Source organism: Burkholderia sp. PU8-34, assembly GCF_053427725.1.
This window is the reverse complement of sequence record NZ_JBSAXC010000004.1, coordinates 507,710-527,640: the sequence shown is the minus strand read 5'-3', so window position 1 is coordinate 527,640 and position 19,931 is coordinate 507,710. Positions and strand designations below refer to the sequence as shown.

At 63.2% G+C, this 19,931-nt stretch carries 18 protein-coding genes and 1 pseudogene; 8 read left to right on the top strand and 11 right to left on the bottom strand.

From position 1 onward, the window contains the following. Positions 1 to 18: 18 nt before the first annotated feature. From ACV22Z_RS13755 to ACV22Z_RS13740, 4 genes are all read right to left on the bottom strand, one after another. On the bottom strand, positions 19 to 1,362 hold the full coding sequence (locus ACV22Z_RS13755) for a paraquat-inducible protein A (protein ID WP_448076829.1): 1,344 nt from the start codon (positions 1,360 to 1,362) through the stop codon (positions 19 to 21). Positions 1,363 to 1,467: 105 nt separating this feature from the next. Then, on the bottom strand, positions 1,468 to 2,931 hold the full coding sequence (locus ACV22Z_RS13750; RefSeq protein WP_448076828.1) for an efflux transporter outer membrane subunit: 1,464 nt from the start codon (positions 2,929 to 2,931) through the stop codon (positions 1,468 to 1,470). 2 nt (positions 2,932 to 2,933) lie between these two features. Beyond that, positions 2,934 to 6,107 carry an efflux RND transporter permease subunit gene (locus tag ACV22Z_RS13745; RefSeq protein ID WP_448076827.1) on the bottom strand — a complete coding sequence of 1,058 codons (3,174 nt, stop codon included), beginning with the start codon at positions 6,105 to 6,107 and terminating at the stop codon, positions 2,934 to 2,936. Further along, on the bottom strand, positions 6,104 to 7,264 hold the full coding sequence (locus ACV22Z_RS13740; protein WP_448076826.1) for an efflux RND transporter periplasmic adaptor subunit: 1,161 nt from the start codon (positions 7,262 to 7,264) through the stop codon (positions 6,104 to 6,106). The genes ACV22Z_RS13745 and ACV22Z_RS13740 overlap by 4 nt, the downstream gene beginning before the upstream one ends. 139 nt (positions 7,265 to 7,403) lie before the next feature. Here ACV22Z_RS13740 and ACV22Z_RS13735 point away from each other — a divergent pair, with 139 nt between their 5' ends. Both ACV22Z_RS13735 and ACV22Z_RS13730 read left to right on the top strand, forming a co-directional pair. Continuing rightward, positions 7,404 to 8,195 (top strand): TetR/AcrR family transcriptional regulator, encoded by a 792-nt coding sequence (locus tag ACV22Z_RS13735; RefSeq protein ID WP_448076825.1) that lies wholly within the window; start codon positions 7,404 to 7,406, stop codon positions 8,193 to 8,195. A 55-nt stretch (positions 8,196 to 8,250) separates the two neighbouring features. Then, positions 8,251 to 8,415 (top strand): hypothetical protein, encoded by a 165-nt coding sequence (locus ACV22Z_RS13730; RefSeq protein WP_448076902.1) that lies wholly within the window; start codon positions 8,251 to 8,253, stop codon positions 8,413 to 8,415. 205 nt (positions 8,416 to 8,620) lie between these two features. On the opposite strand, the gene ACV22Z_RS13725 is transcribed toward ACV22Z_RS13730, so the two are convergent. From ACV22Z_RS13725 to ACV22Z_RS13700, 6 genes and pseudogenes are all read right to left on the bottom strand, one after another. Beyond that, complete coding sequence (locus ACV22Z_RS13725) at positions 8,621 to 8,884, bottom strand: hypothetical protein (RefSeq protein ID WP_448076824.1); 264 nt, start codon at positions 8,882 to 8,884, stop codon at positions 8,621 to 8,623. A gap of 128 nt (positions 8,885 to 9,012) precedes the next feature. Then, the gene (gene dnaK / locus ACV22Z_RS13720; RefSeq protein WP_448076823.1) at positions 9,013 to 10,947 is read right to left on the bottom strand and encodes a molecular chaperone DnaK; all 1,935 of its coding nucleotides are present in this window, start codon (positions 10,945 to 10,947) and stop codon (positions 9,013 to 9,015) included. A gap of 81 nt (positions 10,948 to 11,028) precedes the next feature. Further along, positions 11,029 to 11,376 (bottom strand): annotated as a pseudogene (locus ACV22Z_RS13715) (TCP-1/cpn60 chaperonin family protein); the annotation flags it as partial. A gap of 365 nt (positions 11,377 to 11,741) precedes the next feature. Continuing rightward, positions 11,742 to 12,863: an RNA polymerase subunit sigma-28 gene (locus ACV22Z_RS13710; RefSeq protein WP_448076822.1), complete on the bottom strand. Its 1,122-nt coding sequence runs from the start codon at positions 12,861 to 12,863 to the stop codon at positions 11,742 to 11,744. Between the two features lie 399 nt (positions 12,864 to 13,262). Beyond that, positions 13,263 to 13,640: a hypothetical protein gene (locus ACV22Z_RS13705; protein WP_448076821.1), complete on the bottom strand. Its 378-nt coding sequence runs from the start codon at positions 13,638 to 13,640 to the stop codon at positions 13,263 to 13,265. 106 nt (positions 13,641 to 13,746) lie between these two features. Then, the gene (locus ACV22Z_RS13700; RefSeq protein ID WP_448076820.1) at positions 13,747 to 14,130 is read right to left on the bottom strand and encodes a hypothetical protein; all 384 of its coding nucleotides are present in this window, start codon (positions 14,128 to 14,130) and stop codon (positions 13,747 to 13,749) included. A 249-nt stretch (positions 14,131 to 14,379) separates the two neighbouring features. On the opposite strand from ACV22Z_RS13700, the gene ACV22Z_RS13695 reads away from it, so the two are divergent. From ACV22Z_RS13695 to ACV22Z_RS13675, 5 genes are all read left to right on the top strand, one after another. Beyond that, positions 14,380 to 14,820 carry an Hsp20/alpha crystallin family protein gene (locus ACV22Z_RS13695; protein ID WP_448076819.1) on the top strand — a complete coding sequence of 147 codons (441 nt, stop codon included), beginning with the start codon at positions 14,380 to 14,382 and terminating at the stop codon, positions 14,818 to 14,820. A 15-nt stretch (positions 14,821 to 14,835) separates the two neighbouring features. After that, positions 14,836 to 15,243 (top strand): Hsp20/alpha crystallin family protein, encoded by a 408-nt coding sequence (locus tag ACV22Z_RS13690; protein ID WP_448076818.1) that lies wholly within the window; start codon positions 14,836 to 14,838, stop codon positions 15,241 to 15,243. A gap of 81 nt (positions 15,244 to 15,324) precedes the next feature. Continuing rightward, positions 15,325 to 15,501: a hypothetical protein gene (locus tag ACV22Z_RS13685; protein ID WP_448076817.1), complete on the top strand. Its 177-nt coding sequence runs from the start codon at positions 15,325 to 15,327 to the stop codon at positions 15,499 to 15,501. Positions 15,502 to 15,656: 155 nt separating this feature from the next. Further along, on the top strand, positions 15,657 to 16,220 hold the full coding sequence (locus ACV22Z_RS13680) for an Hsp20/alpha crystallin family protein (RefSeq protein ID WP_448076816.1): 564 nt from the start codon (positions 15,657 to 15,659) through the stop codon (positions 16,218 to 16,220). A 211-nt stretch (positions 16,221 to 16,431) separates the two neighbouring features. Further along, a complete protein-coding gene (locus ACV22Z_RS13675; RefSeq protein WP_448076815.1) occupies positions 16,432 to 16,740 on the top strand; it encodes a hypothetical protein in 309 nt (102 codons plus the stop codon). 663 nt (positions 16,741 to 17,403) lie between these two features. Here the strand turns inward: ACV22Z_RS13675 and ACV22Z_RS13670 are convergent. Beyond that, entirely contained in the window at positions 17,404 to 18,489 is a 1,086-nt protein-coding gene (locus tag ACV22Z_RS13670; RefSeq protein ID WP_448076895.1) for an AI-2E family transporter, read from the bottom strand. A gap of 330 nt (positions 18,490 to 18,819) precedes the next feature. Between ACV22Z_RS13670 and ACV22Z_RS13665 the strand changes: the two genes are divergently transcribed. Beyond that, on the top strand, positions 18,820 to 19,917 hold the full coding sequence (locus ACV22Z_RS13665) for a VOC family protein (RefSeq protein WP_448076814.1): 1,098 nt from the start codon (positions 18,820 to 18,822) through the stop codon (positions 19,915 to 19,917). Positions 19,918 to 19,931: the final 14 nt, after the last annotated feature.

The window sequence follows — 19,931 nt, the reverse complement described above, 5'->3', positions numbered from 1 at the left end:
CCGGAAGGTACGCGGCGATTACGATCGTGCGGGAGCGCGTGCCGGCCGGCGCCGGACGTTGTCCCAGATCAGGCGCGGATCGAACTCGTTCGATGCGAGCATGGTCAGCACGACGACCGAACCGAAGGCCAAAGCCCCCGGTCCCGCGGTGATCTGCGCGAGCGATCCGAAATGCACGAGTGCCACAGTGAGCGACACGACGAATACGTCGAGCATCGACCAGCGCCCGACGCGTTCCACCATGCGGTAGAGCTTGGCGCGCTCGAGCGGCTGCCAATCGGAACCGCGATAGGCGGCGACGGTTTGCAGCGTGAGAATGGCGAGCTTGAGCATCGGCACCATGACACTGGCGACGAACACGATCACCGCAAGCGGCCAGTCCCCCGAACGCCAGAAGTAGGCGATGCCGCCGAGGATCGTGTCGTCCTCGGCGCGACCCAACGACGAGGTGTGCATGATCGGCAAAAGGTTCGCCGGGATATAGAGCAAAGCGGCGGCAAGAAGAAGCCCGAACGTACGGGTAACGCTGTCGGGGCGGCGCTCGTGCAGCGGTGAGTGGCACCGAACACAGTGTGAATCGGATGCTTGCGCGCTGCGCGAGTGAACGAGCCCGCAGCAGTGACAGGCGATGAACCCGGCGTGCTTGGCGGTGACGGAGGCGGTTGCTGGCTGAGTAGCCGGCACAGCGCCGCCTTGTGCGTTACGCTGCTTGTTACGCCGACGGGTCAGCCCGGCGCGAGCGCCGCCCCGATTCATGACCTCGTCGCGAATCTCCCATAGCATGCACGGGTCGAAAGTAGCGATCACGCAAAACATCAGCGTCAACGCGCCGAACGCGAACAGCGACGTTCCCGGGATGACTCGCGCGAGACTCACCATCTTCACGATCGTGATCAGCACCCCGAGCATGAAAACCTCGGTCATGCCCCACGGACGCACGAATTGAACGAGGCGCAGCACAGCGTCGAAAGCGCGCGGTACACGGCCCGCACGCAGCGGTAGCAATAGATAGAGCAGGGCGACGAGTTCGAATGACGGGAACAGCATCGTCGTGCAAAAGACCATCGCTGCGACGACATGCATATGGCCTTTCCACAGCGCCTGCACGGCTTCAAAAAGCGTGGCGTGCGACGTCAGGCCATTGGTTTCCAGCGCGAGTACCGGGAACGCCTGCGCAATCAAGAACGTGATAAGTGCGGCGACCGTGACCGCGCAGACCTTCTCGAGCGTCAGACCGGCGTGGCGCACCCCTTTCATGCTTGCGCCGCAAGACGAGCAGTGCGCAACCAAACCGCGCAGACGCGGCGGCTTGCGAAAGAGAGAGTCGCACTCGTGACAGGCAATCAAATCTCGATGTTCCATATTGAAGAAAATCGAACGGACAAACGTGGACGACCGATCGTGGCGGGGCGGCCTGCTTCTCGCGTGCCGGCCCGCCCGATCGCAAATGGACCGAACGAGCGCGAATCAATCGCGCGACGCCGACTTCCCTGGCTCGGGCGGCAATTCGCCCATCGCCTGAAACAGCGCGGCGGTATCGCCGAGCCGTTGGCTCTGCGCGCGAACCGTGTCGAGCTGTGCAGTCAGAAACTGCTGTTCGCTAGCTTGAGCCGCCGATATCGGCAAGGACCCGAGCCGATAACGCGAAGTCGTTTCGTCGAACAGTTCATGCGCCGAGCGAGCCTCGCTTTCGGTCGATGCGAGCGTCTGCGCATCGTTTTCGAGCGCGGCGAGCGAATCGGCGACGTTCTCGAAGGCGGACAAGACTGTCGATTTGTAGTGCAGAACCGCTGCCTCATACGCCTCCTTCGTTGCACGCCGATGCGCCAGCAAGGCGCCGCCATGGAAGATCGGTTGCGCAGCGCTTGCACCGATCGCCCATATGCCGCCGGCGCCGGAGAGCAGGGCTGGCCAACTGAATCCGGCGCGTCCCATCGAGGCCGTCAGCGACAGGCTCGGGAAAAGCTGCGCCGTCGCTTGACCGACATCGGCTGCGGCCGCTTGCACAGCGGCTTCGGCGGCTTGAATATCCGGACGCGAGCGAAGCAACTGCGCCGGTACGGCGACCGGTAGGCGCTCGGGCAGCGCAAGGCTATCCAGATCGGGGACGCCAGGCGCCGCATCTGGCGTTCGACCCAACAGCACGGCCAGCGCGTGGACCGTGCTCGCGCGCTGCTGGCGCAGCGGCGGGAGGGTAGCGGCGAGCGCGGCGGCCTGCCGCGCGGACGCCAGTGCCTGCGCATGCGAGATCGAGCCGAGCGCTTGACGCTGCGCATCGTCGCGCGCGGTATCGCCGGCAAGCGTCACGAGACGTTCGGTGAGCGCGATCTGACGATCGAGCGCCGCGGCATTGATGGCGGTGCCGACGATATTCGCGGCGAGCGCGCGGCGCGCTGCGTCGAGTTCGTACGCCTGCACGTCGACGCGAGCCGCGCTGGCCTTGTTCCCGTAGCGAACAGCGCCGAACAGATCGAAGTTGTACTGCGCCTGCAACTGACCGACGAAGACGTTGTAGCGTTCGGTGCTTGGACCGATGCCGGGGACGACGGGCGAACGCGTACGCTCGACCTGCGCACCCGCGTCGATCGACGGCAACGTCGAAGCACCGATCTGGGCCCGCAGTTCCTGCTGCGCGGCATTCAGCGACCTCTGCGTGGCGGCGAGTGTCGGGTTGTTGCGCAGCCCTTCTTCGACAAGCGCATCGAGCGCGTCGGAGCGGTACAGCTTCCACCATTGCGGGACTGACGTTGCGCCGACATCGAAATATTGCGCTGTACCTCCCGCCGCGACGGTCTGCTGAGGTTGCGGCTGTGCCCCATAATGCGCGGGCGACGGCATCGCGGGCGGCGTACCGCTCGGGCCTAACGAACAGGCGCTCGCTGCAAGTGCCGCGAACACGGCGATAACGGCTGTCTTGATGGCAAGTTGCATGGTCAGATCTCCGCGTGTTCGACGACGCTCTGTTGCGGTTCGCGCTCGTCGCGGCGAACACGGAAGGAAGTCGCATAAAGGGCCGGCAGGAAGAACAGCGTGAGCACCGTGGCGATCGTGATGCCGCCCATGAGCGAGGTAGCCATCGGGCCAAAGAAGCCGGAACGAAGGAGCGGAATCAATGCCAGCACCGCAGCGGCGGCCGTGAGCATGATCGGACGGAAGCGCCTGACGGTCGCGCCGACGATTGCATCGAAACGGGGATGGCCGGACGCGATGTCCTGCTCGATCTGATCGACGAGGATCACCGAATTGCGCATGATGATGCCGAACATCGCGATCACGCCGAGCATGGCGACGAACCCGAACGGTTCGCCGAGCAGCAGCAGCGCGGCCACGACGCCGATCAAGCCGAGCGGTGCGGTCAGCACGACGATGAGCGTGCGCGCGAAGCTCTGTAGCTGGATCATGAGCAGGGTCAGCACCGCGATGATGAGGATCGGCATTTCGGCATTGATCGACGTCTGGCCCTTCATGCTTTCCTCGACCGAGCCGCCGACCACGATGCGATAGCCGATCGGCAGTTGCGCGCGAAGCTGGCTCAGTTGCCGGTCGACGTCGTGCGTGACGTCGATACCTTGCGCGTCGCCACGAACGTCGGCTTGCACCGTGATGGTCGGCTGCCGATCGCGTTCCCAAATCACGCCGTACTCGAGCGCCGTGCGCACATGGCCGAGCGTGCCGAGCGGCACCGGCCCGCTGGGTGTCGGAACGGCCAGGCTCGTGAGTTGCGAGGGATCGACGCGCTCGCTCTTGGGCGCGCGCAGATCGACGTCGATCAATTTGTCGCGCTCGCGGTACTGCGTCACCGTGTAGCCGGAAAGCGTCATGGCGAGGAAGTTCGATACATCCTGCGAGGTCACACCGAGTTGACGGGCCCGGTTCTGGTCGATTTGGAACGATAGGGAGCGCTCTTCCGGCTCATCCCAGTCGAACTGCACATTGCGTGTGCGTGCGTCGGCACGTACCTTGTCGGCCACCTTCTGTGCGATGTCATGCACCGTCGTGATGTTGTCGCCGCTCACACGGAATTGAATCGGATAACCGACGGGAGGCCCGTTCTCGAGTCGCGCCACACGTGTTCGTACGCCGGGGAACTGATTCTCGAGCGAGGCGTCGAGCCATTTCAGGAGCTTTTCCCGTTCTTTGACGTCCTTTGCCGTGATGACGAATTGCGCGAAGTTCGGCTGCTGCAATTGCTGGTCGAGTGGCAGATAGAAGCGGGGCGCGCCGGTGCCGACGAAGTCGACGACGCGATCGATTTCGGGGCGGCCGTGCAGGGTCTGCTCGAGGCGTTGTGCTTCACGCAGCGTCGCGGCGAATGAAGCCCCCTCGGGCAGGCGCATATCGACGAGCAACTCGGGGCGCTCGGAGTTCGGGAAGAACTGCTTGGGCACGCGAGTGAAGGCCGCCATGGCGACGGCGAATGCGATGGCCGTTACGCCCAGCACCAACCAACGGTGCTCGATGCACCAGGCCACCCAGCCGCCCATGCGGCGATAGAAACCCGTGTTGTAGATATCATCGCCGTGGCCGTGGCCATCGTGCTTGCCCGCCTTGCGTTCGGGGAGCAGGTGATAACCGAGCAGCGGAACGAGCACGACGGCGGCGAACCATGAAACGATGAGCGCGATCGCCGACACTTCGAAGATCGAGCGCGTGTATTCACCGGTGCTCGACTTGGCGAGGGCAATCGGCAGGAAGCCCGATACGGTGACGAGCGTACCCGTCAGCATCGGAAAGGCCGTGCTCGTGTAGGCGAATGCCGCCGAGCGCATGCGGCTCCAGCCTTGTTCGAGTTTCACGGCCATCATCTCGACGGCGATGATGGCGTCGTCCACGAGCAACCCCAGCGCGAGCACGAGGGTGCCGAGCGAGACCTTGTTCAGGCCGATGCCGAACAGATACATGCACAGCGACGTCACGGCGAGCACGATCGGGATCGAGATTACGACGACCATGCCCGTGCGCAGGCCCAGCGAGACGAGGCTGACCACCAGGACGATCGCGACGGCCTCGGCCACTGCCTCGACGAAATCGTCGACCGAATGCTTGACGGTGTCGGGCATGCTCGAGATCTGGACGAGCTTGAGCCCCGCGGGCAGGCGTGCTTGCAATTCGGCGCGCTCGCTATCGAGTGCCTTGCCTAGCCGGATCACGTCGCCGCCTGTCTGCATCGTGACGCCGATCCCGAGCACGGCATGGCCGTTCGTCCGCATCTGCGTGACGGGCGGATCGTCATAGCCGCGGTGGATCTTTGCGATGTCGCCGAGGCGGAACGTACGGCGATTCACCGAAATCAGCATGTCTTCGAGCGCATGCACGTCTTTGAATGCACCGCTCGTGCGCACGAATACGCGATCGTCGGGCGTGGTGAACGTGCCGACCGGCGCCACGGCGTTCTGCGCATCGATGGCGTGAGCGAGTTCCGCGGGCGTGATCGCGAGCTTCGTCAACTGCGTGTTCGAAATCTCGATGAAGATGTGCTGGTCCGGATCGCCGAAGTAGTCGACCTTCGCCACGCCAGGCACGCGCAGGAGCACGGTGCGCAGTTGGTCCGCATAGTCGTGCAGTTGCGCGGGCGAAAATCCGTCACCTTCGAGGGCGTAGATGTTCGTATAGACGTCGCCGAACTCATCGTTGAAGAACGGGCCGACGATACCCTGCGGCAGCGTTGCGCGAATGTCGCCCACCTTCTTGCGAACCTGATACCAGGTTTCAGGCACTTCCTTGACGGGCGCCGAGTCCTTCATCGCGAAGAAGATCATCGACTCGCCGGGGCGCGAATAGCTCTTGATGTTGTCGACGTAGGGCGCGGCCTGAAGCTGGCGCGCGATGCGATCCGTGACCTGCTCCTGTACTTCACGTGCGCTCGCGCCGGGCCAATACGTTTGAATGACCATCGTTCGGAACGTGAACGGCGGATCTTCGGATTGCGAAAGATGGGTGTAGCCGATGACGCCGAACAGCGTCATCAGACCGATCAAGTAAATCACGAGCTGCTGATGACGCAGCGCCCATTGGGAAAGATTGAAGCCGCCTTTGCCTTCGCTTTCGGCCTTGGGGGCGGTGGCGAGCGTGGCGTCGCCCGCCTTTTCACGGTCGACGATGCTCATGATGCGAAGTCCTCGGGATGCAGCGGGGCGACGGCTTGCACATGCTCGCCGGCGCTCACGGTATGGACGCCCTGCACGACGACGCGTTCACCGTCGTGCAGGCCTGCGGCGACTTCAACCGTCCGTTCGCCGTAGTTCGTGACGGTGACGGGACGCAACACGAGCTTGTCGGTGCCCGGTTGAACGACCCAGACGGCGGGCTTGTCGCCATCGTGGAAGAGCGCCGTGGCCGGCAGCTCGAAGGGGGAAGCGCCGTCGTTCGCGTGGGCCATATCGAACTGCACCTGAGCCGTCATGCCGAGCCGTATCTCGGGGGTCGGCGCAATGAGCGTGAGCTTCACGCGCCAGGTGCGGCTTTGCGGATCGGCGCTGGGCGCCACCTCGCGCACGCGTGCTTCGAATGTCTTGCCGGGCAAGGCCGACAGCGTGACTTTTGCGGTCTGGCCGACCTTGAGCGAATTCAGTGCGCTCTCGGGGGCGTCGCAGGCGATATCGACATCGCCACTCCAATCGAGGTGATAGACGGCCTGGCCTTGCTCGACGTTCTGGCCCGTATCGGCGCCCTCGGACTTGATCACGCCGTCGTGGTCCGCCACCAAAGTGGTGTAGTGCAGGTGGTCTTGGGCCAGCGCCATTTGAGCCAACGCGGAATCGCGCTGCGCGAGCGCCGTTGCATAGGCATTTTGCGTTTGCTCCAGCTGCGCCGGCGCAATCAGCTTGGCCTGCGCCTGCGCTTGATCCCGAGCGAGCTGCTGCTTCTGATACGCGAGTTGATGCTCGGCCGCATCGAGCTGAGCGCGTGCGCTCGCCGCATTGTTGCGCAGATCGGTGGGGTCGAGCAGTGCGAGCACTTGCCCGGCCTTTACCGTATCGCCCAGATGTACGCGACGCTCGGCGATTTTTCCGCCGACGCGGAACGAAAGTGCCGTCGAGTAGCGCGCCGCGACTTGAGCCGGCAACGAAGTGGCGTCCGGCGTACCGTCGGCATGCACGGCGAGCGCGACGACGGGCTTCACCTCGGGGGCGACAGGTTCGCGCGTATGACAAGCCGCGAGCAGGACCGCGCCGCAAACGGCGAGACAAAGGCCCGCCCGACGGGGCAACGCAGTGGAAGACGGGCGCGAGGACGACCGCGTTTCAAGACCGGGGAGTTTCACGATGTTTCCAAAGCAAGGGGTTAGCAAGAGGAAAGGGGACCGTTCATTCATCAGGGTTTTCACTGACGAGCATCGATCTGTGGTGACATTAAAGTCGAAGATGATAAACTTGTCAATTATGACTTGTGGATCTGAATCGATGAGCGATAAAAAAGAGACGAGCGCGCCGGTGAACGGTGGGCACCCCGGTTCGCGACGGCCCCGCCAAGGGGCCATGGAAGTCGGCGACGCTCATGCGGTGGACGGTGCGACCCCAGGCGAGGGCGACCGGCGCGAACCTCGCGGTGCGCGGCGCAAGCGCGAGACGCGTGCTCGCCTGCTCGAGGCGGCGCTCGCCCTAGTGGCGACGAAAGGTTTCGAGTACGTGACCATCAACGAGATCACGGAAGCGGCGGATGTGGGCTTCGGCTCGTTCTACAACCACTTCGAATCGAAGGATGCGCTTCATGCGGCGCTCGTCGATTGGGTGATCGAGGAGTTCGGCGACCGGCTCGATGCGCTTGTGAGCGGTCTATCTGATCCGGCGGAAGTGGTCGCGGTGTGCGTGCGACACACCGTGATGCGTGCGCGGCGCGAACCGGTTTGGGGGCGTTTCCTGATTCGCGAGGGATTTTCGGATCGCGCACTGCACCTCGGTATGAATCGGCGGTTGAGGCGCGATAGCGAGATGGGTATTGCAGCCGGACGCTTCGCCGCGGCCGATCCCTTCATGAGCCATGTCTCGGTGACCGGCATCGTTCTCGCGGCGATTGCCGCGGAACTCAATGTTGTCGCTCCGGGCCGATCCCCGGCCGAACGGGATCAGGACCGAGACGTTGCGCAAGAGCACCTTGCGGAGCGCGCCGCCGTGGCCGTATTGCAGGCGTTGGGTTTGGATCGTGTCGAGGCCGAGGGTGTCGCGCGGCGGCCGTTGCCGGTAGCGCCGCATTGACGGCGAGCGGACGGGCGTAACCGGGACGATCTCATTTCCCGACACACGAATTGCGGTGAAGATTCTCGGCATCGTGCGGCACCTCCGGCAATGGCTGATGGACGCCGCGCGCAAACTGGACGAGGAGTTGCCGCGAAAGCGCGAACACGTCGTGATCGACCGTCACGGCGAGCCAATTCTGCGCAAAGCGATCGCGAAGGAGAAACTCATCCCCCATTGATGACTCATTCTTTGTCGATCCGACTACCTGTCAGATCGAGTCCCGGCCAATACACCTTACAGTAACGCGGGCTCACCTGTACCGCTCGCGCGAGCGACCTTGGACGACATTGGCGAGCTTGCTCCCTGATTGATACATTTCAGGTTCCCGACAGCGTGCTTCGTCGGGCAGCTTCTGCCTTCCACGTTCCGTTTCGCACGAAAACCTACTGCGGCTGCTCGATCATCAGATACCGAACGACCAGCGCCGGATCGGTGATTTCCAAAATGAGACGGCGCAGAATGCGATTGCGCATGTGGTCCTCATCCAGCAGCCATGGACCGCCTACGTCGCTCAGATGACGGGAAATCGCATTGCGCATGGCGTCGCCTTCCGAAGGCGCGTCCAGCCGCACCGCCAGCAGCCCGGCGATTACGTCATCAAGCTCAATGCTCAAAGGCTTGGAATCAATCGTCAGGTTCAGCTTCATGGTCAACAAACATGGAAATCGTGTCCGCCGCAACAGCGAACGGCGTGGACTGGCTATTACGAGATGTCTGTGCCGGGTATCGGTTCGTCCAAGCCTGGAATCGAGCCGAAGCATGATTTTGCTGCCGCTTACCGCTTTGTCTTCACCTCCTTGAACTCCGCATCGACCACGTCCTCCTCCCTTGTTCCACCACCGGCCTCTTGACTGGCCGAGCCTTCTGAGCCACTGGCTGCCTGCGACTGCAGGTCGGCATACAGCTTTTCGCCGAGTTTCTGCGAGGCCGTGGCGAGCGCATGCACCCGGGCGTCGATCGCGGCTTTGTCGGAACCCTTGAGCGCCCCCTCGAGCTCCTTGATCGCGGCTTCGATCTTTTCCTTCTCACCCGCCTCCAGCTTATCGCCGTACTCGGTGAGCGCCTTCTTCGTGCTATGCACCAGGGCATCGCCATGGTTACGCGCGTCGACCAGCTCACGCATTCGGTGATCTTCAGCGGCGTGGGCCTCGGCATCCCTCACCATCTTTTGTATTTCCTCCTCGGACAGACCTGAATTAGCCTTGATGGTGATGCGGCTTTCCTTGCCGGTCGCCTTGTCTTTGGCCGACACGTGCAGGATGCCATTCGCGTCGATGTCGAATGTCACCTCGATCTGTGGCACGCCGCGCGGCGACGGTGGGATACCTTCGAGGCTGAACTCGCCCAGCAGCTTGTTGCCCGCGACCATCTCGCGCTCGCCCTGATAGACCTTGACCGTCACGGCAGGCTGGTTGTCGTCGGCGGTGGAGAAAATCTCCGAGAATTTGGTCGGGATAGTGGTGTTCTTCTCGATCATCCTGGTCATCACGCCGCCCTGTGTTTCGATGCCGAGCGACAGCGGCGTGACGTCGAGCAGCAGCACATCTTTGCGTTCGCCCGCGAGCACCGCGCCCTGGATGGCCGCGCCCACCGCCACGGCTTCGTCCGGGTTGACATCCTTGCGCGGCTCCCGGCCGAAAAACGCTCGAACCTTGTCCTGCACCCTCGGCATGCGGGTCATCCCGCCCACCAGAATCACGTCATCGATCTTGTCCACGGCCACGCCGGCGTCCTTGATGGCGATGCGGCATGGCGCCATCGTGCGCTCGATCAGATCTTCGACCAGTGCTTCGAGCTTGGCCCGCGTGAGCTTCAGCGTGAGATGCCTGGGGCCGCTCGCGTCGGCCGTGATATACGGCAAATTAATTTCGGTCTGCTGGGCCGACGACAGCTCGATCTTCGCCTTTTCGGCCGCCTCCTTCAGGCGCTGCAGTGCGAGCACGTCCTTCGACAGGTCGACGCCTTGCTCCTTCTTGAACTCGCCGATGATGTAGTCGATGATGCGCTGGTCGAAGTCCTCGCCGCCGAGGAACGTGTCACCGTTGGTCGACAGCACTTCGAACTGCTTCTCGCCCTGTACGTCGGCGATCTCGATGATGGAGATGTCAAAGGTGCCGCCGCCTAGGTCGAACACGGCGATCTTGCGGTCACGGTTTTCCTGCTTGTCCAGGCCGAAGGCGAGCGCCGCCGCGGTTGGCTCGTTGATGATCCGCCTCACTTCGAGGCCGGCGATGCGGCCGGCGTCCTTGGTGGCCTGGCGCTGGCTGTCGTTGAAGTAGGCGGGCACCGTGATGACGGCTTCGGTGACGGGTTCGCCGAGGTAGTCCTCGGCGGTCTTCTTCATCTTGCGCAGCACCTCCGCCGATACTTGCGGCGGGGCAAGCTTCTTGTCCTGCGCCTCGACCCATGCGTCGCCGTTGTCGGCCTTGAAAATTCTGAAAGGCATCAGGCCGATGTCCTTCTGCACTTCCTTCTCTTCGTAGCGGCGGCCGATCAGCCGCTTGACGGCAAACAACGTGTTCTTTGGATTGGTCACGGCCTGGCGCTTTGCCGGTGTGCCGACGAGCACTTCGTCCGCGTCCATGTACGCGACGATCGACGGCGTGGTGCGCGCACCTTCCGAATTTTCGATTACCTTGACCTGACTGCCTTCCATCAGCGCCACGCACGAGTTCGTGGTGCCGAGGTCGATGCCGATGATCTTGCCCATGGTGTTCACTCGCTCGATCTGGTTCGGGGAAGGTTACGTGAATCCCGCTCCGTTACGCCATCATCTCACCACGCATCCCGGTCAATACTCCATCTCGGGTGGTGACACGGCGGGCCGGACCTCTTCCTTCGGCAACTCAGCCACCACCGCGTCCGTAGTGAGGATCAGCCCGGCGACCGACGCGGCGTTCTGCAGGGTCGTGCGCGTCACTTTCGTCGGATCGACCACACCTATCTCCATCAGGTCCCCATAGGTATCGGAGGCCGCGTTCCAGCCGAAGTTGCCGGACTGCTCCAGCACCCGGTTGAGCACGACCGAGGGCTCTTCGCCCGCGTTCAACGCGATCTGGCGCAGCGGTTCGGGGATGACGATGCCTGCTGCGGTCCTGCGCTCCTGCTCCTGCCGCCGGACCACGACCCGATCATGCAAAGGGCAGATTTTCATGGTTGGCTCCGTATCGTCAGATACCTATGAGGATTCGGTTGCATGCCGAATCGACTGCATGGCGATTCCGTGCGGGTCGCTCAGCCAGTCCCCGAAGTCAACGCGGAGCGCCCGATCGCAGATCTTCCACGGCTTGACCGGGTCCCCTGGCCGGGGGCAACAGACGAACGTTTTGCACGTCCCGGCGTCCGGCGCGTCCGCGGCGCGCCCGCCTCGGACGCCGGCGTGCACGCAATGGGATCGCTGGCCGGAAAGGTTTCCTGCAGCGCCTCGTCGAGCAGCGCGTCGACGTCTGCGAGGTCCGAATGTGGCGTCCTGATGGTCATCATGGTTCACCTCCATGCCGAGCCCTACGCGGGCGCATCACCCCGCATGGCGTCATCGAACTCCCAGGTCAGCCGGGACGCCGGTGGCGGCGTGCCCGTCACGATATAGTCCGCGGCCACGCCTGCATCCCGCGGCGTAAGCCGCAGCTCGCCAAGTCGGGCCTTTAGAAACGCATCGGCATCCACGAGCCAGCGCTCGAGTTCCTGCTCGCTGGTGCCGAGCACCTGAGCGGCAGAGGCTCGCGGCACGGCTTCCATCCGACACAGCACCAGCGCCTGGCGCCACGACGTCGGCATGTCTGCAACAAGCGCTGCCACGAGTCGACGAGTTTCCTTTGCACTCAATTCCTCTTCGGGCGTGCCGTCGGCCGCCGGCGTCACGTCCTCGAGTCGCAGCACTTCGTCGGGTTGCCAGTATTCGAACAGGATTTCGTCATCGTCTTCGTGCGGCTCGCGCAATTGAACCGGCGGTCTGCCTTCCAGGGAGACCCAGCGGCCCTCGTCGGTCTGCCGGCGGCTCACTTCCTCGGCGAGTACGTCGAGCGCGATCTGGTAGAGCCACTGTCTCGGCTCGAGCTTGCGTGGACGCTGCGCGAGTCTTTCGCAGGCGCGGGCCAGCGTCTCGTCGACGACCTCATCGACGGCAGGGTCCCCCGGTGCGAGATCGCCGCGCGCCTGCAGGTAGGCGAGTTCGCGCTCCACGAAGCGCTTGAGCTCCGGCAGCAATGGGCGCACGAGCTCGCTGAACAGCGCCAGCCCGGCGCCAGCGGGACCGGCCGCCGCGTCTTTGAGTCGCCGCAACCCGGCGCGGCGCTCCTTGCGGCGCCAGTTGTCCTCGTGACGCAGATGGGCGATGTGGCGCTCGAGTTGCCGCTCCAGTTCCGCGAAGGACAGTTCGAGGGATTTGCCGAGCTCGGGCGATTCGTCTGAGCAGGCGAGTGTGGCATTCGGCAACCCGAGTCGGAGCCTTGCCCGGTAGAGACTGCGATGGCCGCTTCGTTCGAGGGTCGCACGTAACCGAACGAGTTCGGCGGGGAAGTGCGACAGGTGCGGCTGAAGGTGTCGGTCGAGGAGATTGCCAATCAGGCCTTTCAGGTCGGGGCGGGCAAGCTCCGAAATGTTCCGGTAACTGATCGCCGTTTTCATGACAGCCCTGCACGTCTTCCACTGGCCGCCGCATCGGAGGCGGCCGTCACTCCCTCAGGGGCGGGCGCGCGATCGCCGGCGGGACCACCGGCCCGACGCTTGCGCTGCGAGCTCACCGCATCCGGTGAGATTTCGCTTCGCACCCCTGACTCTGCCCGCTCGCTGTGTTTCCCAGACACGCGTCATCCGACGTCACGGGCATACGCCATTTGCCCTTCATTGCTATCCGGGCTGGCAAAACAAAATATAAAAACAGTTGCGAAAAAATCAAGGTCGTCGATGCACTGTTGGGCATCGCGGGCGACTGCAACGACATCCGCCCGGTGCGCGAACCGAAGCCGCGCAGAAAATGGACGCCGCGCACGGTAGTGCATGCGCCTTGGAAGCTCTCCCGCCGGGTCAGTAGATCGGGAATACGAAGTCCGGCGTCGGTGCAAACTGGATTCCGGAATCCGGGCAGGTAATGCGCCCTTTTACCGCGACCCGCTGGTTCAGATACGGCAATAGCAGCAAGTGTTCGGTGGTGCCGGCCTGGCCGAGCAGAATGTCGGTCACGACCTTGTCGCTGCACGGTGACGCGGCCGGACGATCCAGCCGGATCGTCGTATAGTCCCCCGGGGCGAACTCCCCGTTGCCCCGCTGGATCGTGCCGGAGATCCAGATGTCCTGCAGGGCCGGCAATGCCCGCGGCAGCGGCGCCACAGCAACCACCGCTCCAGGGAAGGCACCCGCGGCCAGGGCGGCCGCGGCGAGTAGCCCGCGTGAACGTACTTTCATGATGGTGCTCCCATTCCGCGATCGTTGCCGCCGTGCCCGCCCCGCGCCAGCATGGCAGGAGACGCGAACCTGTGCCGGCCGCATGGCGGAGCGCTGGACCGATCGGTCAGCGGGTCGGCGGCGTCGTACTCAGCTTCTCCGACAGCATCCGCTCGTACACGCCAAAGTGCAGATCGACCTCCTTTTGCGTGACGGGGGTGACCGTGATGTTGATCTGGTCAGGCAACAGGCCCAGCACAACCGCAACCGCGGCTTCAAGTTGCGGTGCACAAACCTTGTCCTCCGCCATCGTCGTGCCGACCAGCACGTCGTAGGTCTTTTCATGCCGGCAGACGACCTCGACGAGTCGCGCCCGCGCGCTCATGTTGTTGTCGATCGCGAGCCTGACGACCTCGGTCACAGTGCGCATCGTCTCGGTCGGAAAGCCCTTCGTCGAGCGCAGCCGGATACGATGCCTGCCCAGCGTAAGCCAGTCCGTGTCGAATTCCATGGCGTCCTCCGAATGCAGTTCCAAGCCGCTGCGATGATAGGTTCAAGCACCGAAATTTCAAGTGCAAAAATCTGCCGACGCACCTTGAAATTTTTCGCAGAGTTCCTATCTTAAGTTTCGCTCAGGCAGACGCGCGGGCCTCTTGATCCCGCGCGCTGCGTGTTTCGATTTGTTTGCCAACAGTCTGGCAGGCGAACTGGAGCGCGTAGGCCCGTTCGCCTCCCGGCTGCATTCAAGGAGGATACGATCATGAGCGATCTTTACTTCGGAACCGACCTCTTCAGCGAGTTCGACCGCCTGCAGCAGCAGATGGCGCAACTCTTCGGCGGCTTCCCGTCCAGCATCCGCGCCGGCCGGCTTGGCGCGTTTCCTCAGATCAACATCGGTGCGACCGACACGTCGATCGAGATCGTTGCCTTCGCCCCGGGCATCAACGCCACCGAACTCGACGTATCGATCGACAAGGGCTTGCTGACCATCAGCGGCGAACGCAAATCGACACAACCCGACACTGGAAGCGAGATGCGTACGTATGCGCAGGAGCGCTTTGTCGGCACCTTCCGGCGCGTCATCGAGCTGCCCGACACCGCCGATCCCGACAAGGTCCAGGCGCGCTACGAAAATGGCTGTCTGTCGATCAGTGTCGGCAGGCGCGAATCGTCCAAGCCGCGCGCCATCACTATCCAGTAATCCGAGGAGCCGATCATGACTGACACGACCCAACTGGCCGAACGCGACCCATCCACCGTAGCACGTCGCGACACCGAACAGCCCACGCGCCGGATCACGCTTGTCCCGGCCGTCGACATATACGAGGACAGCCAGGTCGTCACGCTATGGGCGGATCTGCCCGGCGTGACGAAGGACAAGCTGGACGTCAAAGTTCACGACAGCAGCCTCTCGATCGAGGCCGAGGCGGTGGTGCCAACGCCGGCAAATCTGCGGCTGCAGCATGCCGAGGTCCGCGAACCGCACTTCGCCCGGACGTTCACGCTGTCACCGGACTTCGATACGTCAAAGATCGAGGCGAGCCTCCAGGACGGGGTGCTGAAGCTGACAATCCCACGCCGCGACGAGGCGCGCCCACGGCGCGTTGAAATCAAGACCAGCTGACCCGTCGGCAACGGCAGGTCAGCAAGCAGGGCGGCAGCGATCGCGCTGCCGCCGTCGCGAACCAGGAGCAGGGGGGGGCCGGTGTCTGATGTCACGCAGGAGTCCTGGAAAGAACATGCGATCCATATTCGCACCATTCCCGTGCGACGGATCGTGACCCGCCTGTCCGCACCGGACGGCCACATCGCTATCGTCCGGATCGAACGGAACGATGAGGTGTTAGCCGACCGGCATCTGCCGCGTTTCAGCGAACGCTGAACAAGCGCGGCCGAAGCGCGGCGCGATGCGGTCGAGTACGCGGTGAAATTGATCGATCGCGGCGTGCTTGGGACCGTCGAAGCTCAGGGCGCGCTCGCTACCTGATGGGCTGGCCGCCACGCTCAAAACAGGTTGAAGCTGAATCGGAGGACGCTATGAATACCGATCTGAAAAAGTGGAACCCCTTCAAGTTCCTTCGCGGAGCTGCCCGCAAGTCGGATGCTGAAGGCCCGGAAAGCCCGCCGACAAGCGAACAGTGGCGGGCCTCGTGGCCTGACATTCCGCGACTGTTCTCACGCGAACCGTGGCGTGCAGTGGAGGAGTTCTTTCATGACCCGTTTGCAGGCCGTGGCGCGCTCGAACGATGGTTTGGCGACTTCAGTTCATCGCGCTTCCAGCCGCGCATCGACGTCGTCGATGAAGGGCAGGTGCTGCGCGTGACCGCCGAACTGCCCGGAATGGAGCGCGAAGATCTGAAGGTGAGCGTCGAGGATGGGGCAATCGTGCTGCGCGGAGAGAAAAAGCAGGATGTGCGCAGCGAGGAAAACGGCTGCTACCGGCTGGAGCGCGCCCATGGAAGCTTCATGCGCACGATCCCGATGCCGGAAAACGCCGACCCCGATCATGCTTTGGCAAAGTTTGACAACGGTGTACTCACGTTGACCGTGCCGAAATCGGAGCCGGCGCAGTCCGCGAGTCGCACGATCGATATCGGCTAGGGCAAGCACGCAAAGTGCCACGGTGGAGGGCGGATATCAGACGGTACGCGCCATCAACGCGGGCTGTCTCGACGACACCGGTTCGCCGGCGCGCTTTTTTGCGTGACGGCGTCGCGCTGCGTGGTAGCGCGGCCCCTATACGGCCTGCACTACGTGTCGTTTTTCTGCACCGTTCCCCTGCATTCGGGACCATGTTTTACGGGAGACGGAGATGCTCAGTCCACACGAATTTGCGACCTTGATGCTGGTTCGCCAGGCGCCAGAGCAGATCGACATGAATCGCGCCGAGCTTGACGCGCTGCTCGACCGCCAGCTGGTAAAGCTGGAACATTGCGCCGCAGGCGCACGCCGCGCGCACCTGACCGAGAAGGGCAAAACGTTCCTCGACGCGCTCCACCCGAGCGACACACCACGCCGAAGCCGGAAGACCGCAGGCAACGGCGGTGGGGAAAGCACGGAGACGCCTTCCGTGCAGGGTGGCCGCACAACGGAGATCGTGGCGCCAGGACGCGCAGGCTGAATGGCTGCGCGATCGCAACGACAAGCTTGTCGTCGCCGCCGTGACGTGCGGCCACAAGGTTACGTGAACCTCCCGGTAACCTCGCGGCGACGACAGCCGTCGTGGTAGCGGCCTCGCGCATTATCGGTGACCCGGGCCCGCGGTGCCATGAGGAATGCCGTGCGCGCCCGGTCGAACTGCAAATCCCGCATCGCCGGCTCGCTTCGGGCGCAACGCTCTGTAGGAGGTGTCATATGCAAACGGACAACGTAGGCAGCACTGCCCGACGAACTGAACAGCTGGGTCGACGATTTCGATCGCCATCTCTCGCAGGTCGTGGGGCTTGCACCTGCGTCCCGCCGCCAATATCGCTTCTTTGTCCGACGATTCCTGGCGGAGTATTGCCCGGCAACCGCCCGTGACCAGTGGGTGCCGCGCGCGGAGGAATGGCTCACCGCCTTTGTTCGCCAAGAGGCTGCACGTCTTCACGGACACCTGTCGCAGCATCTCGTTGCATTGCTCGATCCCGCGGATATCGAAGGTGTGTTGATTCGTGGTGCACAGGGCGTCCGATCGCTGACGATCGTGCCGGTTCCGAGACCCGGCGCCGAGCGGCACGGAGCGTGACCAGCTCGTGTGGCGTACTGAAGCAAAATTTTCGGAGGCGATGCGGCGGTGGGGAACCTACTCCCGCCCATTCGCATAAAGCGCGCTTGCCAGATAGCGCCGACGCACCTCGCGCAGTGCCGTCGCAAGGATGGCGCTGACAGGAAGCGCGAGCAGTACGCCGAAAAAGCCGAATAGTTGGCCGAACGCCAGCAGCGCAAAAATCACCGCGAGCGGATGCAGACCGATGCGCTCGCCGATGAGCCGAGGCGTAAGAAACGCCGTCTCGAGCACTTGCCCAATCCCATAGATCAAGGCCACCGCACCGAAACCGTACCAGTCGCCGAATTGGAGCAGCGCGGCGAGCAGCGCGAGTACGAGCCCCGTCGCGAAGCCGACATACGGGATGAAGACCGCAAGCCCGGTAAATAGACCGACAGGCAATGCGATGCCGAAGCCGGCGAGGCCCAGCGCGATCGGGTAGAACGTTGCGAGCACGACCATGACGAGCAATTGGCCGCGCAGATATTGCGACAGAATCTGATCCATCTCGGTTACGAGCGCGCACGTTTTGCCGAGCCACGGCCGAGGCACGAGGCTTTCGATCCGAGCGAAGAACTTACGCCTGTCGTAGAGCAGGTAGTACAGCACGAGCGGTACCACGACGACATTGCCCACCACGGTAACCAATGCGCTGCCGCCCGTGCGCACATAGCGCCATGCTGCAGGCTGCACCGATTGTCCGCCGCCTTCGAGCCGGCTCGTCAGTACGTTGCGCAAGCTCGACAAATCGAACGACCCGTCCAGGCCGAACATGGCGAGCTTCGGCTGCAGCCACGCATTGATCTTTGCCGTGAAACCTGGAATTTGCGCGGCGAGCGCCGGCAGCTCTGTTTGGATCACGGCGAACACGAGCAGCCCGAGCGACACGATGATCGACGCAAACAAAAGCATCATGACGAGCGCCGCCAGAGAGCGTGGAATACGCTGACGGACGAGCCATTCGACGCCGGGCTGGAGCATGTAGGCAATCAAGCCGCCAAGCAAGAACGGCGTCAGCACCGGACGCAAGATCCACATCAGCACGCCGAGCCCGACTACGAGGGCACCCCAGAGCACGGCCTGCCGCTGGTAGGAGTTGGGTCGCGCACGCGCTTGCTGCAGCTCGCGCGTTGCGGGTGGATTCGTCGACATCTTGGGGCTCGTGCTTGGCTGCCGTGGCTGCTTCTCGGGATCAGTAGACGACGACCGTCCGGCTCGACGCCTGCTCTAGATGCGATATATTGCACACAAATGATAAAACAATCAACCATGATTGTGAAATTTAATTATGTGCATACCGGCATCCGAGGATAAAGCCACCCCAGGCAGAGTCGCTGCGCAAGTACGGGCTCGCTTGCGATAGTTGACAAAAGTATCATCGATGAGTTTAATGTCATCAACAAGCCGAGCAATGAATCGGACGAGCAACCATAGAGACGATAGGAGCTGAGCGTGGAGACAAGTGCGCATCTTGGCGTTCCCGGATTGACTACTGCACAACCGTCGCGTCATCCCCATCCCACGACCAAGGCGTCGGCGTTGTCGTACTTGATATTTGACCGTCCCGACCTCGAACAGGCCGAGCGGTTTCTGAACGACTTCGGGCTGCAAACGGTCTTGCGAAACGAAGCGCTGTTGCTTTTGCGCGGCACCGGCCCGGCGCCGTTCTGTTATGTCGTTCGCCACGCGACGAAGGCACAGTTTGCCGGCTTTGGGTTGCAGGTCGATAGCAAGTCGGACCTGCATGCCCTGACCAAGCTCCCCGGCGCCTCGGGGGTGGAATCGTCGGACTGGCCAGGCGGCGGTTATCGCGTGACGTTGACCGACCCCTCGGGCTTTCGCGTCGATGCGGTCTGCGGCCTTCGCGAAGTTGAACCGTTGCCCCATCGAAACGCGCTTCAATTCAATTCCGTGGACGCGGCAGTACGAATCAACGACACGCAGCGCCCGCCGGCGGACGCGCCTGAAGTCATCAAGCTGGGGCATGTCGTGCTCGAGTTGGCGGACTTCCAGGAAACGTGCGCGTGGTACACACGGCACTTCGGTTTTATCCCGAGCGATGTGCAGACACTCCCGGACGGCTCACCCGCCGTCGCATTCATGCGTCTGGATCTGGGCGAGCGGCCAGCCGACCATCACACGCTCGCGTTGGCGCAAGGTTTCATTCCGAAGTACAGCCATAGCGCCTTTGAATTGATCGATGCGGACGCGGTCGGCATGGGGCAACGCGTCCTGCGCGAAAATGGTTGGACACACGCTTGGGGTATCGGACGTCATATTCTGGGCAGCCAGATATTCGACTACTGGCAAGACCCTTGGGGCGACAAGCACGAACACTACTGCGACGGCGACCTCTTCACGGCGGACATACCCACCGGCCAGCATGCGGTCAGCCGTGAAGCGATGGCCCAATGGGGGCCGGCGATGCCACGCAGTTTCACCAAGCCCAAGCTCTCGCCGTCGAGCTTGGCCGCCCTCATTCGCAACCTCCGACGCAGTCCGGATCTGACGGTGAGCAAGCTGCTGGCGCTCGCCAAGATATTCGCCTGACACCCCCGCATCTC

Excerpts from the sequence above, each read along its gene's own strand:
- ACV22Z_RS13755 (WP_448076829.1), bottom strand. The coding sequence starts at position 1,362 with ATGGAACATCGAGATTTGATTGCCTGTCACGAGTGCGACTCTCTCTTT.
- ACV22Z_RS13750 (WP_448076828.1), bottom strand. The coding sequence starts at position 2,931 with ATGCAACTTGCCATCAAGACAGCCGTTATCGCCGTGTTCGCGGCACTT.
- ACV22Z_RS13745 (WP_448076827.1), bottom strand. The coding sequence starts at position 6,107 with ATGAGCATCGTCGACCGTGAAAAGGCGGGCGACGCCACGCTCGCCACC.
- ACV22Z_RS13735 (WP_448076825.1), top strand. The coding sequence starts at position 7,404 with ATGAGCGATAAAAAAGAGACGAGCGCGCCGGTGAACGGTGGGCACCCC.
- ACV22Z_RS13725 (WP_448076824.1), bottom strand. The coding sequence starts at position 8,884 with ATGAAGCTGAACCTGACGATTGATTCCAAGCCTTTGAGCATTGAGCTT.
- dnaK (WP_448076823.1), bottom strand. The coding sequence starts at position 10,947 with ATGGGCAAGATCATCGGCATCGACCTCGGCACCACGAACTCGTGCGTG.
- ACV22Z_RS13710 (WP_448076822.1), bottom strand. The coding sequence starts at position 12,863 with ATGAAAACGGCGATCAGTTACCGGAACATTTCGGAGCTTGCCCGCCCC.
- ACV22Z_RS13705 (WP_448076821.1), bottom strand. The coding sequence starts at position 13,640 with ATGAAAGTACGTTCACGCGGGCTACTCGCCGCGGCCGCCCTGGCCGCG.
- ACV22Z_RS13700 (WP_448076820.1), bottom strand. The coding sequence starts at position 14,130 with ATGGAATTCGACACGGACTGGCTTACGCTGGGCAGGCATCGTATCCGG.
- ACV22Z_RS13695 (WP_448076819.1), top strand. The coding sequence starts at position 14,380 with ATGAGCGATCTTTACTTCGGAACCGACCTCTTCAGCGAGTTCGACCGC.
- ACV22Z_RS13690 (WP_448076818.1), top strand. The coding sequence starts at position 14,836 with ATGACTGACACGACCCAACTGGCCGAACGCGACCCATCCACCGTAGCA.
- ACV22Z_RS13680 (WP_448076816.1), top strand. The coding sequence starts at position 15,657 with ATGAATACCGATCTGAAAAAGTGGAACCCCTTCAAGTTCCTTCGCGGA.
- ACV22Z_RS13675 (WP_448076815.1), top strand. The coding sequence starts at position 16,432 with ATGCTCAGTCCACACGAATTTGCGACCTTGATGCTGGTTCGCCAGGCG.